The organism is Zarconia sp. (assembly GCF_057467645.1).
The window spans coordinates 90,989-108,103 of the sequence record NZ_JBRJXU010000092.1 but is presented as its reverse complement, the minus strand read 5'-3'; the positions used below and the strand labels follow the sequence as shown (position 1 = coordinate 108,103).

Sequence of the window (17,115 nt, the reverse complement as noted above, 5' to 3'; positions counted from 1 at the left end):
CGATATTTTGTAACCTTTCAAGTTCGATTCAAGTGCGATGGCACATGGAGAGTTTCGTGTCTGAGGTCTTTGGCAAGCGGACTCAGGAGTCGCTCCCGAACTGACGTTAACTAGGGTCCACTGCCCGAGTTACAACTCGGCAGGTATACCGTAAACGTCGAACCCCGACCGATTTCGCTGTCCACCGTAATCCTGCCCCCGAGCATCCGGCAAAAGTTTTGACAAATCGCCAACCCCAAACCCATACCGCCATATTGCCGCGCCAGGGAAGCATCGGCTTGGGTGAACGCTTCAAATAGATAAGATTGCTTCTCGGGATTCATACCAATGCCGGTATCGGCGATCGAAAACACCAAACATTCCGAAGCGTCAGACCCGAGGTTGAGTTGGGAGGCTTCCGTCCGCCAGACTTTGAACGTAATAGTTCCTGCTTGGGTAAATTTTGTCGCATTCCCGAGCAAATTTAACAGGATTTGCCGTACCTTACGGCAGTCAGCTTCCATCACCCCCAACTCCCCAGTGCAATCGACCGTCAGGGTATTTTGGTTTTGAGCGATGGTCGGTCTGAGGGTGGTCACCACTTCCTCCACGAGTTGAGACACCTTAAAGGTGGAAATCGTCAGCTTCATCGTTCCCGCCTCAATTTTAGAGATGTCGAGAACATCTTCGATCAGCGCCAGCAGATGCCGACCGGCTCGATTGATAGTTTGCAAATCCCGCACCTCTTCCCCCCCCAAAACTGCCACTTCGTCTTGAAGCAACTCGCTGTAGTTGATGATGGCATTCAGTGGCGTGCGCAATTCGTGGCTCATATTGGCTAAAAACTGATTTTTAGCGCGGTTGGCGGCTTCGGCGACTTCTTTGGCCGCTTCGAGTTCCTCCGATCTCGCTTCGAGTTGCCGACCTCGCACCTCCAGGCTTTTAAGCAACGTATTCACCTGCTGGGCGAGGGTATTGAGGGTCGCCGAGAGAACGCCGATTTCATCGCCAGAGACGATCGGCGATCGAGCAGAAAAATCCCCACTGGCGAGCAATTGGGCTTTTTGACGCAGCAAACTCAAAGCCTGAGTGATGCGAAATACCACCAGCAGGGCGACGGGCATCATCAACAAGCTGGTCACCAACAAGACTAACAACCACGATTGAGTGCGCTCGGCCGCATCGATGGCTTCTTTGGCTTCCTGTTTCGTAATGCTGTCGGGGGAGGGGGTTGAGGGTAGAGAACGAACCAAGAGTTTCATCGATCGTTCCAGTTGCTCGGACGCACTCCATCCCACCCCCGTGGCGATCGCTACCAAACTCGCCAGGGCGACAAATAACCCCATCAAACTCCAGCGCACTTCCCCCAGAAACCCCTTCGGAGAGATACCTACGGCCCAAGGATAGGTTTTGAGGAACGGATCCGGAGCAATCGGGCGCTTGGAGTTCCAAATTTCTTCAATGTGCCCGTCCGCACCCACGCGACCGATCCGGGCGATTTTCCAGGTATGACCGCGATCGAGTCGGGCTTTACCCCCCGGCGTTTTCCACTCGAGATGGTAAGCCGCCGCTCTAACTTTGTCCGTATCGAAGCTACCGGCTTTCTCGACAGCTTTTTTCCACAGATAGACATTGCCGTACGCCATGGCGATCGCATCGCCGACAACTCCCTCGGGACCGTATTTAGCCTGATAAGCAGCGATAAATGCCGGGTTGTGCGGCGTATTTAGGGTTTGAAAATAGCTACCGACCACCAGGTGACCTTTGATGTATTTGGCACCAATTTGTTGGATTGCCCCTTCGCTCAGACGGAAGGACATCACCGATGAGAGAGGAGACATTTCCTCGGTTGTTGATAAATGACGGAAAAAGGCAATATTACTTTCTCCGGCTAGAGCATTGAGAATGACATCCGGTTGGGTGGCCTTCATATGGGCGATCGCTCCGTGCAAATCCGTCGAACCCAGCGGAACGTAAACCTCTCCCACCCACTCGACCCGACGGGCTGCAAGTTGGGCTTGAACGATACGATTGAGATTGCGGGCGAAGATACCATCGGCACCGATGGCAAAAAACTTGCGCTTGCCGCGATCGAGTAAGTATTCGATTGCCGGGATGATGAATTGGTTGGGAGTTGCGCCCGTATAAATAATATTTTTCGATCGCTCGAACCCTTCATAAGTGACTGGGTAAAATAGCAGGGCATTGGCTCGCTCGAATTGTGGCAGCACGGCTTTGCGGCTAGAACTCGTCCAGCAGCCAAACACGACTCTCACCCGTTCTTGTTGCAACAGTTTTCGGGCTTTGCGGGCAAAGGTTTGCAAATTGCTAGCGCCATCTTCGATCTGAGGTTGTAAAAGACGACCCAGTACCCCCCCAGCGGCATTAATTTCATCGATCGCCAACAACGTCCCATCTTTAACCCCGACTTCCCCCAGAGCCATCGTTCCGCTCAGGGAGTGCAAAATACCAACTTTGACAGGGGAATTCGCGCGATCGACAGAAGAAGGAGAAAGACTGTGGCTGGGAGACATAAGCGACTCGATATCGGGTTGGGGAATTCTCGCTCTTATATTGTGCTTATATTTTCGCGATCGTTTTATAACTCAACTTCAAGGATTGGAGAATTCCACCCTAAGCTAACCGTTCGTTGGAGAAATGCAAAGCCATGGACGGAAACTTTCTCCGATCGTCGGAGGCGAGCACCTCGTATCTTTGTACTGACTGCATTCCGACCCGAATGGCTCGATCGAGTGTTTTCAATAGATGCGATCGTCACGTATTCCAAGCTCAAACTTCGGAAATTTTGGCTTTCCCGAAGAGTCTACAGCCGTTCGCGCGCGACTCTTTTGAAGTATCGCCGAGCGCTGAGGGCACGAATGCTGACCAATCTAAAATCTAAAATTCTCAACACTCCACCCTCACCGGACACTATCCGATCTCGCACCTGACATAAATCGAATGCTTCTCAAAATCTCGGAAAATCTCAATTCCTGCGACCGCTGGGACAACCCTGGTAGTCTGGGAATATTCCGCAATCTTCTGCTTTTGCCATGGATTCTAAAACCGCCTACAACTTTATCATCGACCAAGGAACGGCTCTGGTCACCCAACGCAACCCCGATGCCTTTCTGATGCTCCTCGAACGGGGTAAACCTCCCCTCCCCGGACAGATGACCTCGATTTTGCTCGCCCTTAAAACCCTCTACGAATCGGAAAAAAAGCTCGATCGACTCGATCGAAAACTCATCCGCGCCCTACATTTACTCTCCCTCGAAAGCTACAAACTCCTAGAAGTCGGACGTAAAAATGGAATTTTCTGGTCGCCGCTACTGGTTGCCGATGTCAATCGCCTCGAAAAAGCCGTAGACAGTATCTTTGCCGGAGAATGGTTGGAGTAGGGGAACCGACACCGTAAGATGAGGTCTGTCCCCAGTTAAGATAGAAGTATTTCCACCGATTTCCCAGGAGGCTGCTGTGAACTCAAACGGCTCCAAAGTCCTTCAATACGCAATCGCCAGTCTCAGCGCATGGCTGATGCCGATTGCGGTTATTTCTCTATTGTTCGTCATCGGTCTGGGCTGGCTGGTGAAGTCGTTTTTTATCGTCCTCGGGTTACTCCTGTTGTTGCCGTTCGTTTTGGTCTTGGGATTGCAATGGTGGATCGGTCGCAATCTCGTTCAAGATCGCTGTCCCGTGTGTACCTACCCCCTAACGGGGTTGGCGAATACTCCCATGCAATGCCCCAGTTGCGGCGAAGCGCTACAAGTCAAAAACGGGGGATTCGCTCGCGCTACCGAGCCGGGAACCATTGATGTGGATGCGGTGGATGTATCGGTTACCCCCATCCAAGAGTCGAAAGAGTAAGCCTTTAATGTGGTCGAAAAGTCTCTATTAACTGTCGAAGACCGATTTGATCTGACGGAGTGGGGTTTGGCAATCGCCCCCAGTATTCCTCTGAGAACGCCAGATTTCATAAGTAAAGTCAGTTCGGGATCGGACAGTTTCCGGTGAGGATGGGTAAGGGGGAAGGGAGAACGGGGAATGGGGAATGGAGTACTTTCCTCCCCAGCAACCCGATGTACCCTGTATTGTCGCCTCACTTTCGAGCCGCTGGCCGACCGCCCGAAGGCCACCGGTCGTCTGCATTCGGACCAGACGGCTTCAGCAAAACTGACGTTAATCAGTTGAAAGTAATCAGTAATAAGTTTGACCTGTGCTTCACGAAGGATTCAACAAACGAATGGGGTCGAAAATTTTTCTTCATGAATGAAGAGGCTTCGTCCCGTTTGATTAGGGTTTAACCTATACGACTTATTACTTATTACTTCAACCCAAAGGGCTTTATTTCCCTGCGTCTATACCTGGCGTTTGCGAGAGTAAGCGATCGCTCCCATTCCCACAAGCCCAAGCAACAGATTTGGTTCGGGCACCGATGTCGTCGGTGGTGTCGTCCCCAGGGTTCCACCCTGAATGAAGACGGCCGAATCGAACCAATTATCCCCCACATCTGCGATCTGAATCGTCAGGGTATTGCGAGCGTTTTGAGTTAAAATCCCCTCAAATCCCAGAACTTGGGTGTATCCATCAAGCTTCGTTGGGGTGGAAGACCCCGCTGGATTATTGATGTAGTCTGGATGAAAAGAGGTTGGATCGGTAGAATTGGGAACGATCGTATTAATATCTACCGTTTGTCCGTCACTGAGTCGAGCTAAATTTTGACCGTTGAGGGATAAGGCAAAAGAATCGTTAAAACCTCGGTCTCCAAATTCAACAAATTCTTCCGATCCAAAGACATAATTGAAGAAAACTTTCTCAACGTTATCCCCCACATCAAACTGAATCTCGACGGTTGTTGTATCGCATTCGGGGAGGCAAAAACCGTTAAAGTTCGTACTTAAATCTCGTAGGGGGATCCCATCTCCATCTAGGGTCGTTCCGTCTAAGGTATTCACTCCGGATAACTCTTCAACGTTGCCAGTACTCAACACCACTCCAGATTTTAAGCCAAAGGGATCGTCTGTAAAAAGACCGAACGCCATGGAATTCCCTGAGACGGAGATATCGAAGTTACTCAAGCCTGTTGTTTCTCCTAAAATGGCATTGAGTAAATTACTGGTATTCGGGTTTGAGGTAATATTAAATGCCAATCCCATTTTGGAACTGATGAGGGGAGCGCAGAGGGCCACAACCACCGACATCAAAGTTCCCACGGGGGAAATCATCCAGATTTTCATCGTTCTCGAAATTGTGACTAGAAGATGGACTCGATCCTTGAAGTTAAGCTTTAATCGTAGATTAGGTTCGGGTCATTTTTCAGAGAATCGATCGGGATACTTTAGCATAAAACCCCAGTTCTCTGTGTCTTCTAAACTCACCTCACACCCCTTTTTTCTCGAACCTCACCCTAAAAATATGACATGCGATCGTACTGTCTGAAGTCTAACTAAAAATCAAAAGCTATAGCTTTTGCTATCTCGATTTTTGTTGAAGTCGAGCGATCGATTCGAGGAGTTAAAAACAAAATTTAAATCGAACTGTAAAAGTCATATCTCGTTTAATTAGAGACGTTCGATCGATGGAATTAATTAGTTTGAAGTTATCGGTATTTTATCTGATTATAATTGAAAAACCGATTTAGGTAAAATATGACACAGACATTTCCGAGTGTTATTCCCTCGAATCCCCAAACAATCATGTCTTTACCTCTAGCGAATCGTTACTCACCCAACTTCCAAATCTCGAGCGTGCCGAACGTTGCGAGATCGGGCGATTTGGAGTGAAGATTGTATAGACGGTTTTAATTGTAGGAGCCAGGACGTTTGCTATGGAATCAGAGTATCGTCAGCGACGGCAGCAAGTGATGACCAAAATGGGTAGCGGCACGGCGATTTTTCGCAGTGCCCCCATGGCGGTAATGCATAATGACGTGGAATATGGATTTCGTCAAGATAGCAGCTTCTTCTATCTGACGGGATTTAACGAACCGAATGCCGTGGCGGTACTCGCCCCCCATCACGAAGAACACCAGTTTATCTTGTTCGTGCAAGCCAAAGATCTCGAACGAGAAACCTGGACGGGTTTGCGGGCTGGGGTTGAAGTCGCCAAAGAAAAATACGGGGCCGACGTTGCCTATCCCATTGGCGAACTCGATGAAAAACTACCCCAGTATCTCGAGAATGCCGATCGCATCTTCTACCATTTCGGGCGAGATCGCAGCTTCGATGGCAAAGTTCTCCAACACTGGCAGCGACAAGTGCGCATGGTTCCCCGTCGCGGAAGTGGTCCGATGGCGATCGAAGATTCTGGCAATCTAGTGAATCCCATGCGATTGGTGAAAACCCCAGCGGAGTTGACCCAGATGCGCCGCGCGGCCGAAATCGCCGTCACCGCCCACAATCGGGCGCGGGAGTTCGCCCAACCCGGTCGGTACGAGTACGAAGTGCAAGCCGAAATGGAATATATTTTTGCCGCGGCTGGGGGAAGTCCGGCCTATCCCTCGATCGTCGCGTCTGGGCAAAATGCCTGTATCTTGCACTATATCGAGAACGATCGGCAAATGGAGGATGGAGATTTGCTCCTCATCGATGCCGGATGCTGCTACCAATACTACAACTCCGACATTACTCGCACCTTCCCCGTGGGAGGGAAGTTTACCCCCCAGCAGAAGATCGTTTACGAAATTGTGCTCGAAGCGCAAAAACAAGCCCTAGAGCGCGTTCGACCGGGATTGCCTTACAACGAACACCACGACGCGGCCGTGCGGGTTATTGTCGAAGGATTGATGGAGTTGGGATTGCTCGTCGGGGAGATCGAAGAGATTATTAAGGAGGAAAAGTACAAGCCCTTTTACATGCACAAAACCGGGCATTGGTTGGGTCTCGACGTTCACGATGTGGGGGCTTACAAACACTCGAAAGAGGCGTGGCAAACCCTACAACCCGGTCAAATTCTGACAGTGGAACCGGGAATTTACATTTCTCCGAATATTAAGGTTGCCGAAGAACAACCCGAAGTCGATCCCCAATGGCATGGCATTGGCGTGCGCATCGAAGATGATGTTTTGGTGACATCAACCGGGCAAGAGATTCTCACCGCCGGAGTGCCGAAATCTCTTGAAGAAATGGAAGCTTAATCGTCAGCATCGAGCGTCGGATCTCGATCTCGATCGAGGATTTCTCAAACCCCAGGAACATTTACCCAAACCTCAATCCGAATTTTGGGAAATCCGTCGCCCAAAGTGCCCTCGAGATCGTCAGGATCTCAGGGCGCCTGCGAGTGCGACTACAAGGCGGGATCGACTGTCAAAACAAAGGTTTACCTCATGTAGAGTATCCGGACCGATCGTGTCATCCTGGAGTTTTTGTTCGGCTAAATGTGGGGGTGAGGGCAATGGGGCCAAGGGTTGAGTCGCGTCGGGTTCGTTCCTAGGTTGCGGAGGAGAAATTCTGTGGATTTCTTTAGAGTGACTAATGATGCAATAATCTAAAAAGCATCTTACCTAAGTATTTTAGGTTTGACATTGTCAAAGTTGGGTATTTTCCCTTAAAATCTTTATCTCGCAACTTATTTCAATTTGGGTCGAACCAGTCGAACTGATGAGAAATTGTATAAAATCTCACGGTATCGTAACCCAAAATATAATAAGACCACCCTCGCGCAGCAGCCTCGAAATGGCCCCAGTTTGGAATCAAAGACAATTACTTCTCCGAAGTAGTATTTATCTGAGTCGCTTGAAATACCGATTTAGATTCACCTCTGGGTCAGGATTGTAGTGGGGTCTAATTCGATAAGGAGGCGTGGCTTGACGGTGCGATATCGAGTCAGCCCGATCGAGAAATATAGACCCAGGCGCTAAAGTCTAACGATCCCACCCTCGATCGAGGGAAAATCTCGATAGGAACTTCATGGGAGATGACGCGCGATCGCGAAAATTGACCGTTTGTTAATCAGGAGACATTTAGGAAAGATCGTGGAACAGTTTGGCATCAATCAAAACTCAAAATTCACTCAACCCGATCGAGTAACGCCTGCGGAACCCTTCGGCGGACAACCTTGGTTGGTTGAAGAACGGGATGCTTGCGGTGTCGGCTTTATCGCCCACCAAGACAACGAACCCAGTCACGATATCGTCGTCAAAGCATTGGCGTCTCTATCCTGTTTGGAACACCGAGGGGGATGCAGCGCCGACTACGACTCCGGTGATGGTTCGGGGGTGATGGGCGCCATTCCTTGGGATATAATCCAGCAGTGGCTGAGGGAAGAATCGATCGCCATTCCCCCGCCCGAACGCACTGGGGTGGGGATGGTCTTTTTAACCCAGGACGATGGAGCCGCCGCGGAAGTGCGGCAAATCACCGAACGGGTGTTGGCTCGCGAAGGACTAGACGTATTAGGTTGGCGACCGGTTCCCGTGCGACCGGAGGTTCTCGGACCGCAAGCGCGGGAAATGCAGCCGCGCATCGAACAGCTGGTGGTGACCTCCGAAACCCTGGTCGGAGATGCTCTCGATCGCCAACTCTACCTGGCCAGGCGGGCGATCGGTAAAGAACTCGAAACCACCACATCGATGAGCTGGGGCGACGATTTGTACATCTGCTCCTTCTCTTGTCGGACGATCGTCTACAAGGCAATGGTGCGCGCCTCGGTCCTGGGGGAATTTTACCAAGATTTGACAAACCCCGACTACGTCAGTGCCTTTGCCCTGTATCACCGCCGATTCAGCACCAATACCATGCCCAAGTGGCCCTTGGCGCAGCCGATGCGATTGCTCGGTCACAACGGGGAAATCAACACCTTGCTCGGCAACATCAACTGGATGAAAGCCCGCCAAGCCGAATTTGCCCACCCCAACTGGAACGAGCGCATCGAGCAACTCATCCCCTGCGTCGATACCAATATCAGCGACTCGGCCAACTTGGATAACAGCTTCGAGTTACTGGTGCGATCGGGACGCTCGACTCTCGAATCCTTGATGTTGCTGGTTCCCGAAGCCTATCAAAACCAACCGGAACTCGATCGCTATCCGGAAGTTGTGGACTTCTACGAGTACTACAGCGGCATCCAAGAACCCTGGGACGGACCGGCCCTGCTCGCATTTAGCGATGGAAAAGCCATCGGTGCCGGTCTCGATCGCAACGGATTGCGCCCCGCCCGCTACGTGATCACCCGCGATCGTCTGGTCATCGTTGCCTCCGAAGCTGGGGTGGTGGATCTCGATCCGGGAAATATCCTCGAAAAAGGTCGCCTCGGTCCCGGTCAGATGCTCGCTGTCGATCTGGAAAACCACCAAGTCTTGAAAAACTGGGACATCAAGCGCAAAATTGCCGGACAGCATCCCTATGGAGAATGGGTGGCCGCCCGTCCGCAACTGGGAGAAGCCAACGGCAGCAGTACCCCTGCAGATGCCCCCGATGCCCACAACTTGTTGCAGCAGCAAACCGCTTTCGGTTACACCCGAGAAGACGTGGACATGATTATCGTCCCCATGGCGCAGCAAGCCAAAGAACCCACCTACTGCATGGGCGACGATATTCCCCTGGCGGTTCTTTCCGATAAACCGCGCCTGCTCTACGACTACTTCAAACAGCGCTTCGCCCAAGTCACTAACCCGGCCATCGACCCCCTGCGCGAAGGTTTGGTGATGTCTTTAAATATGGTCTTGGGAACGCGGCGGAATTTGCTCGATGCCGCACCAGGAGCCGATCGTCTTCTGAAACTCGAAACCCCCGTATTGACCGAGGCCGATTTGAGCGGCATCAAGGGATCGGGTTTGAACGTCGTCACCCTGTCAACCTTATTAGACGCCAGTGCCGGTCCCGAGGGATTGCAAGGGGCTGTGGTTGCCCTGTGCCAAAAAGCCGCCGAAGCCCTGGAAAATGGGGCGGAAGTATTGGTGCTCAGCGATCGAGATGGAGCCAGCAGCGATCGCACCTATATTCCTCCCATGCTGGCGGTCGGTGCGGTTCACCACCACCTCATCGATCGGGGATTGCGGATGAAAGCCTCCCTAGTGGTGGATACGGCGCAGTGTTGGAGTACCCACCATTACGCCTGTTTGGTGGGTTATGGCGCCAGTGCCGTTTGCCCCTACCTCACTTGGACGACCCTGCGGGCTTGGTGGCACGAGCCGAAAACTCAGAAAATGATGGGGTTGGGCAAGCTCGAGAAAATGACCCTAGCCGAAGCGATCGCCAACTACCGCAAAGCCACGGAAGCGGGATTGTTGAAGATTCTCTCGAAGATGGGAATTTCGCGCCTGTCGAGTTACCAAGGGGCACAGATTTTCGAGGCGATCGGTATCGGTGGCGATTTGCTCGAATTGGGGATGACAGGAACCACCTCCCGCATCGGCGGCATCACCATTGCCGAACTCGCTCGCGAAGTGTTTACCTTCCACCAACGGGCGTTCCCCGAAGTCAATAAGCTCGAGAACTTCGGCTTCATCCAGTACCGCAAAGGGGGCGAATACCACGGCAACAATCCCGAGTTAACCAAGGTGCTCCACAAAGCGGTACGGGAAGGAACTTACGATCACTACCAAGCCTACCAGGACTATTTGGGCAACCGTCCAGTCGCTGCCCTGCGGGATTTGTTAGATTTCCAGAGCGATCGCGACTCGATTAACCTCGACGAGGTGGAATCGGCAGAAGAGATCGTCAAGCGGTTCTGCACCGGCGGTATGTCCCTGGGAGCGTTGTCTCCAGAGGCCCACGAAACCCTGGCGATCGCGATGAACCGTTTGGGGGGCAAGTCCAACTCCGGAGAAGGGGGCGAAGATCCGATCCGCTTCCGGGCGCTCGATGACGTGGATGGGGAAGGTCATTCGGAAACTCTCCCCCACCTCAAAGGACTCCGGAACGGGGATACGGCTTCCTCAGCGATTAAGCAGGTGGCATCCGGACGCTTTGGGGTGACCCCCGAGTATTTGATGAGCGCCAAGCAAATCGAAATTAAGGTCGCTCAAGGGGCGAAACCCGGAGAAGGAGGACAACTCCCCGGTCGCAAGGTGAGTAACTACATCGCCATGTTGCGCCGTTCCAAGCCGGGGGTCACGCTAATTTCTCCGCCCCCCCACCACGACATCTATTCGATCGAGGATTTGGCACAACTGATTTTCGACCTCCATCAAATCAATCCCCAGGCGAAAGTCTCGGTGAAGCTGGTCTCTTCCATTGGCATCGGGACGATCGCCGCCGGGGTTGCCAAAGCCAATGCCGACGTGATTCAAATTTCCGGTCACGACGGCGGTACGGGGGCCTCTCCCCTAAGTTCGATCAAGCACGCCGGCAGTCCCTGGGAATTGGGTTTGACGGAAGTGCATCGAGTGTTGATGGAAAATCAACTGCGCGAGCGGGTGATTCTGCGGGCCGATGGCGGTATGCGCGCCGGTTGGGACGTGGTGATGGCCGCGCTGATGGGGGCACAGGAATTTGGCTTCGGCACGATCGCCATGATTGCCGAAGGTTGCATTATGGCTCGCGTCTGCCACATGAATAGCTGCCCGGTGGGGGTGACCACCCAGCAAGAAAAGTTGCGCAAGCGCTTCCCCGGTATGCCCGAACACGTAGTGAATTTTTTCTTGTTCGTCGCCGAAGAGGTGCGAGCGCTCCTGGCGCGGTTGGGTTACCGCTCGATCGCCGAAATTATCGGGCGTTCCAACCTGCTGAAGGTGCGCGAAGACGTGCAACTGACCAAAACTCAGTCACTCAACCTCGATTGCATCACCAAATTGCCCCAAGGGGAAAATCGTAATTGGGTGACACCTCCGGACATTCACACCAATGGGGACGTGCTCGACGACGAGTTGTTGGCCGATGCAAACATTGCCGGAGCAATTGCCAATCAAAGCAGCGTCAGCAAGACCCAAGAGATCGTCAATACCGATCGCTGCGTGGGCGCTCGAGTTTCCGGGGCGATCGCCAAGAAATACGGCAACACTGGCTTTGAGGGTCAACTGAACCTCAACTTTAAAGGCAGTGCCGGACAGAGTTTCGGGGCGTTCAACCTTCCCGGCATGACGCTGAGTCTCGAAGGGGCGGCCAACGATTACGTCGGCAAAGGGATGCACGGCGGCGAGATTATCATCAAGCCTCCCGTGGGAACCACCTTCGACCCCTCGGAAAACGTCATCGTCGGCAACACCTGCATCTACGGCGCAACGGGGGGAACCCTGTACGTCCTGGGTCTGGCGGGAGAACGCTTCGGCGTGCGCAACTCCAAAGGACAAGCGGTCATTGAAGGGGCCGGCGACCACTGCTGCGAGTACATGACCGGTGGCGTTATCGTCGTCCTCGGGAAAGTGGGTCGCAACGTCGGCGCGGGTATGACCGGCGGTTTGGCTTATTTCCTCGATGAAGAGGGTAACTTCCCGGCGAAGGTGAACCCGGAAATCGTCAAGATTCAGCGAGTTTGCACCCCAGCTGGGGAAGCGCAACTCAAGGGGTTGATTGCCGCCCATGCCGAACGTACCGGCAGCCCGAAAGCCCAGCGGATTCTGGCGAATTGGACGGAGTGCTTGCCGAAGTTCTGGCAGGTGGTTCCGCCCTCGGAAGCAGATTCCCCAGAAGCGAGCAACCAATCTTTGGAAGAGAAGGAGTTGGTTGTGAAGTAAGGTCAGCCTTTAGCCGTCAGCCGTTAAAAAAGCAGGTAGCTGACGGCTCAATGCCGACGCAGTTCTTCATGAAGATGGGTTAAACCTAAGCCGCCATTTTTCTCGATGAGTTCTTTTGATTCTGAGGGAGAGAAATGGCGGTTAGTTTTGTAGAGATTAAAATTGGAGAGTTTAGCCAAAAAAGTTGCAATTTCGGAAACTCTCAATCCAACATTGGGAGTCACAGAACAAGTACTAGCAGTACATCAACTCGTCATCAAGGAGAATACACCCGTCATTTTGTATGTTGACGAGCATGAAGAACCCGGTACATTTTACGTCTATTTTGCTATTGAAAACGAACCGTATTACTTTGTTATTGTCGTTCGAACAGAAAACGATCGACTCATTGCTTCAGCATCTTATATGGAAGCAGCAGTCAGATTCTATCTCTCGATTCACAGTACATTACTCGATCCAAGAAGTATTACCGAACGAGTTCAGTTAGCACCCACGAGAAGCAACAGAATAGGTGAGAAGAGATTTCCAAAATCTTCGGTTAAATTTCAAGATAATCGCTGGTACTTTGAACCTCAGAAAGATATACCTGGAAACTTAGGAAGTAAGCTCAAATTTTTACTCGAACGACTCGAACCTGTAGAAGCAAATATTACCAGTCTTCAGGATGAATGTGAAGTTTATATTGGCATTTGCTATGAAGGCTATAGAAATTGGATGGGAGGATGTAACATCGATCGAGAAACAATTCGTAGAATTGCAGCATTAGGAGCTGAAGTAGATTTGGACTTATATGCCTATGGAGAATGTAGCCTACCTTACTCCTAGTTAGCTTGGAAATAATTAGACGCTCTAAACTTAATCCACCACAATTTTACCAAGCCGATCGCACGCTTCCTCAATTTTTCCAATACTACCCGGATTGACAAAACCATAGTAATCGACAGTGTAGATACGATCGCTTTTGCTGGCTTCGAGTTGCTTCCAAAAAGCATCTTTTTGGAATTGCTCTAAAATACCTTCATTCCCCGGATCGACGATTAAAATCGTATCGGGATCTTCCTGCAAAACTTTCTCTGCCGATAGAGTGACATAGCCCCCGATCGGACTTTCTCCTTGAAGTTCTCCTGCCAAATTAGGCGTATTAAACTCTTGTAGAAAATCCCCGGCCCAACTCGTTTTATTCGGAGCTAAAATCGGCTGGCGACTGACGAGAACTAACGTAGATTTACCCTGAATTGGGGCTTGTGCCAAACAAGCCTGATATCGTTCCAATAAAGGTTTAGCATCGGCACTTAATCGATCGGCTAAATCTTCTGTAACTTGCGTCAGCGACTCCCAACTATCCACCTTGACCAACTGCGTTGCAATCCCGATTTCATCCAATCGTTGAATAATCGCATCGTGAAACCCTTCTGCCCCAATAACCAAATCCGGTTCTAGGGCAACAATCGCTTCTAAATTCGGCGGCGTGCGACCGCTACTCACCGTCGTCAGTTCGGCAAATCGATCGTCTTCTTTGAAAATATCGCTACCGGGTATTCCCACTAGCTTAGAAGCCGCGAGCTGCTGGGTAATATCGGCGGTTAAAGAGGAGAGTGCCACGACACGATCGATAACCGTTTCTGCCGCCGTTTCTGCAGCTATTTCTGCATCTGTAACGTTGGCTTCAGGACTATTAGCCTGCAGTTGAGAATTCGAACAGGAGAATAAAAGCAAAGATAAGCACAAAATCAAACCGGTTTTGAAAGTCTTCATCATTTTTCACCCAAGAATTAATGGTTATCGTTTATTCATCGGAAATCGGACAAATCTGAACTCCCACCGGAGTATCCAGAACGATCGCATCCACATCAAACACCGCTGCCACATTCGCCGGCGTGAGCATCGCTTCCACTGCGCCCACCCCAAACAGCCTGCCCTGGCGCACGAGAGCGAGGCGATCGCTATATCGAGCCGCTAAATTAATATCGTGTAACACCGTAATAATCGCCAGTTCTTGCTTTTGATTTAAGTTTTTGAGTAAATCGAGTAACTGAAGCTGATAGCGAATATCCAGATAAGTCGTGGGTTCGTCGAGTAACAGCACTTTCGGATTTTGGGCCAGCGCCAACGCCAGAAACACCCGCTGCTTTTCCCCCCCCGAAAGTTGAGCCACCGAGCGATCGCGAAATTGCATCACCCCCGTTTCCACCATCGCCTCCTCCACCTTCTGTTTCCCCGCAGCATCGAGTTCCCACTCCCACCAGTTTTGATACGGCGCGCGGCCCAAACTCACCAGTTGTTCCACCGTCAAACCGGGAGGAACCGTCTGCTGTTGGGGTAAGATGGCCAGCTGCCGTGCCACCGCTTGCATGGGTTGGCTGTGAATCGTTTTGCCATCGAGCAACACCATCCCCTGCTGCGGTGCGAGAATGCGACTCATCAGACGCAACAACGTCGATTTCCCCGAACCGTTTGCCCCCAACAAGCTCAGCCATTCCCCCTGTGCCAGGGCTAAATCGATCGCTTCGACAATCGTTGTCGTCCCGTATCCTCCCGACAAATTTTGAGCCTCCAAGGGCATGGTTGCGTACCTCGACGAAAATAAAAGTTAGCGGGCGTAAGTGACGAAACCGGAAGGGATGCGAACGGAAAATCGATCGTGACGCCACGTGCAACTTAATGCGGGGAAAAGGGGAAAGGGTGAATTTTTTGACTCGCTCGCCACATGGCCTTGCTCAAACTTGCACATCGCATTACATAGATGCATTCTTTTTTCTATCTCCCTTGTCTCCTTGTCTCCTTGTCCCCTTGTCTCCCTTGTCCCCTTGTCTCCTTGTCCCCTTGTCCCCTTGTCCCCTTGTCTCCTTGTCCCCTTGTCCCCTTGTCCCCTTGTCCCCTTGTCCCCTTGTCCCCTTGTCCCCTTGTCTCCCCTACAACCCCCCCATCCCCGCACGGCGGTACAGCAGCCAGATAAACACCGGAGCCCCCAAAAAAGCCGTGACAATCCCCACCGGCAGTTCCACCGAACCCAAGCGGGAGAGCAAGTCGGCAAAAGCCAGCACCAGCGCCCCACCCAATGCCGAAAAGGGAATCACCGCGCGATAGTCCGTACCCACCAGCAGCCGAACGCCGTGGGGAACGATGAGTCCGATAAAACCAATTAACCCGGCAATACTCACCGCCCCAGCCGCCAACAGCGCTGCCGTGGCTCCAATTGCCGAACGGGCGCGCAACGGCGACATTCCCAACCCGACGGATAAATCGTCCCCCAGGTTGAGTAGATTAATCCAAGAAGAGAGCAAACAGGCGATCGCTAAAGCGACGAAAATATAAGGACCAGCCACAGTGACTTCTTGCCATCCCCGACCGTTGAGGCTTCCCACCAGCCAGGTGAGCGCCGCCTGTACCCGCCCGTCTTCAGTGGTGAGCAACAGCGCCGATTGAATCGCACCAAACAAGGCACTGACCGCCACTCCGCCAAGAATCAGACGCTCGACAGATAGGGTCGAACCCTGACGGGCAAGGAGATAGACGAATAGGGTCGTCAAAACAGCCCCCAGCCAGGCGCCGATGGGAACCCACAGTTGGAGGAAACCCAAACTCAGCATGGCGACGGCAACCAGTCCCGCCCCCGCTGAAATCCCTAAGAGGAAGGGACTCGCCAGACCGTTGCGCAGCATTCCCTGCATCAGCGCCCCCGAGGCTCCCAACGCCGCACCCACCACCAGAGCCGCAATCACGCGGGGCAGCCGCAAATCCCAGATAATAGTCTGATTGACGGTGCTGCCTCGATGGAGGACGGCATCCCAGAGTTCGGCAGGACTCATGCTGACGGTTCCCCGAGACAGGGAGAGTGCAATGACGAATATCAATCCCAGGCCGACGATGAGGGCCGCGAATCCGGTTCGATTGCCAGCGGTGAGTTGTCTCAACGATCGAGGAATATCTGTTGGAGGAGAACCCATGGATGTATTGCGATCGAGGGATAGGAAACGGTTCGATCGCCCTTGGGTAATATAGCAATCATTGATGTCATCGAGCCAATAAAATATAACAGTTTGCGCCGATCTGGTTCCATCAACCCTCGGGAATGGGGAATGGAAAATCCGGGTCCGATCGAAAATATTCATCTACAGCTTGCTAAGGGGCAGATCCAACCGGTCAATACCCAGGGGCGATCGCCTAAAACGCAAAACAATCCGTATTTTCTCGGAGATTGCATCTTCGCAGGAAAGTCCGGTCAAATCCACCTTAAATCGTCGTTCTAGACAACTTTTTTTCCGGCGTTAGATGTCAATTGATGGTGAAATTTCCTATTGGGTCTATTGACTCTACTGAGAACCACTCCGTCAGAATTCTGAAAATTCACTGAGGACGATCGAAAGTTAGTCGAAGACAATTATATTAAGCGTACCAATTTTTTTTCCACCAACCGGTTTAACACAGGGTGTAATCTTAACAAACTAAGGATATTAATTACCGTCAGAGCTTGATGGTTATTCCTTAGTGCCGTTTGAGTCTTAATTGAAAATTTGGAATTG

10 protein-coding genes are annotated in these 17,115 nt (G+C 51.8%); 5 read left to right on the top strand and 5 right to left on the bottom strand.

The features are described 5' to 3' along the window. Positions 1 to 110: 110 nt before the first annotated feature. Positions 111 to 2,513 (bottom strand): transporter substrate-binding protein, encoded by a 2,403-nt coding sequence (locus tag AC2215_RS13915; protein WP_486810609.1) that lies wholly within the window; start codon positions 2,511 to 2,513, stop codon positions 111 to 113. Between the two features lie 519 nt (positions 2,514 to 3,032). Between AC2215_RS13915 and AC2215_RS13910 the strand changes: the two genes are divergently transcribed. Both AC2215_RS13910 and AC2215_RS13905 read left to right on the top strand, forming a co-directional pair. Continuing rightward, entirely contained in the window at positions 3,033 to 3,380 is a 348-nt protein-coding gene (locus AC2215_RS13910; protein ID WP_486810608.1) for a Dethiobiotin synthetase, read from the top strand. A 76-nt stretch (positions 3,381 to 3,456) separates the two neighbouring features. Beyond that, a complete protein-coding gene (locus tag AC2215_RS13905) occupies positions 3,457 to 3,846 on the top strand; it encodes a hypothetical protein (protein WP_486810607.1) in 390 nt (129 codons plus the stop codon). 491 nt (positions 3,847 to 4,337) lie between these two features. Here the strand turns inward: AC2215_RS13905 and AC2215_RS13900 are convergent, their stop codons facing one another. After that, a complete protein-coding gene (locus AC2215_RS13900; RefSeq protein ID WP_486810641.1) occupies positions 4,338 to 5,180 on the bottom strand; it encodes a choice-of-anchor L domain-containing protein in 843 nt (280 codons plus the stop codon). A 626-nt stretch (positions 5,181 to 5,806) separates the two neighbouring features. Between AC2215_RS13900 and AC2215_RS13895 the strand changes: the two genes are divergently transcribed. The 3 genes from AC2215_RS13895 (at position 5,807) to AC2215_RS13885 (ending at position 13,417) form a co-directional block, all read left to right on the top strand. Then, the gene (locus tag AC2215_RS13895; RefSeq protein ID WP_486810606.1) at positions 5,807 to 7,114 is read left to right on the top strand and encodes an aminopeptidase P N-terminal domain-containing protein; all 1,308 of its coding nucleotides are present in this window, start codon (positions 5,807 to 5,809) and stop codon (positions 7,112 to 7,114) included. Positions 7,115 to 7,966: 852 nt separating this feature from the next. Beyond that, complete coding sequence (gene gltB / locus AC2215_RS13890) at positions 7,967 to 12,592, top strand: glutamate synthase large subunit (protein ID WP_486810640.1); 4,626 nt, start codon at positions 7,967 to 7,969, stop codon at positions 12,590 to 12,592. 162 nt (positions 12,593 to 12,754) lie between these two features. Continuing rightward, entirely contained in the window at positions 12,755 to 13,417 is a 663-nt protein-coding gene (locus AC2215_RS13885; protein ID WP_486810605.1) for a DUF4279 domain-containing protein, read from the top strand. Positions 13,418 to 13,447: 30 nt separating this feature from the next. On the opposite strand, the gene AC2215_RS13880 is transcribed toward AC2215_RS13885, so the two are convergent. The 3 genes from AC2215_RS13880 to AC2215_RS13870 all read right to left on the bottom strand — a co-directional run bounded on the left by AC2215_RS13880 (position 13,448) and on the right by AC2215_RS13870 (position 16,704). After that, on the bottom strand, positions 13,448 to 14,350 hold the full coding sequence (locus AC2215_RS13880) for an ABC transporter substrate-binding protein (protein ID WP_486810604.1): 903 nt from the start codon (positions 14,348 to 14,350) through the stop codon (positions 13,448 to 13,450). Positions 14,351 to 14,378: 28 nt separating this feature from the next. Next, on the bottom strand, positions 14,379 to 15,155 hold the full coding sequence (locus AC2215_RS13875; protein WP_486810603.1) for an ABC transporter ATP-binding protein: 777 nt from the start codon (positions 15,153 to 15,155) through the stop codon (positions 14,379 to 14,381). 349 nt (positions 15,156 to 15,504) lie between these two features. After that, the gene (locus AC2215_RS13870; RefSeq protein WP_486810602.1) at positions 15,505 to 16,704 is read right to left on the bottom strand and encodes a FecCD family ABC transporter permease; all 1,200 of its coding nucleotides are present in this window, start codon (positions 16,702 to 16,704) and stop codon (positions 15,505 to 15,507) included. Positions 16,705 to 17,115 lie beyond the last annotated feature (411 nt).

Coding starts and splice junctions, on each gene's coding strand:
- AC2215_RS13910 (WP_486810608.1), top strand. CDS start 3,033: ATGGATTCTAAAACCGCCTACAACTTTATCATCGACCAAGGAACGGCT.
- AC2215_RS13900 (WP_486810641.1), bottom strand. CDS start 5,180: ATGTCGGTGGTTGTGGCCCTCTGCGCTCCCCTCATCAGTTCCAAAATG.
- AC2215_RS13880 (WP_486810604.1), bottom strand. CDS start 14,350: ATGATGAAGACTTTCAAAACCGGTTTGATTTTGTGCTTATCTTTGCTT.
- AC2215_RS13895 (WP_486810606.1), top strand. CDS start 5,807: ATGGAATCAGAGTATCGTCAGCGACGGCAGCAAGTGATGACCAAAATG.
- AC2215_RS13870 (WP_486810602.1), bottom strand. CDS start 16,704: ATGAATATTTTCGATCGGACCCGGATTTTCCATTCCCCATTCCCGAGG.
- AC2215_RS13875 (WP_486810603.1), bottom strand. CDS start 15,155: ATGCCCTTGGAGGCTCAAAATTTGTCGGGAGGATACGGGACGACAACG.
- AC2215_RS13915 (WP_486810609.1), bottom strand. CDS start 2,513: ATGTCTCCCAGCCACAGTCTTTCTCCTTCTTCTGTCGATCGCGCGAAT.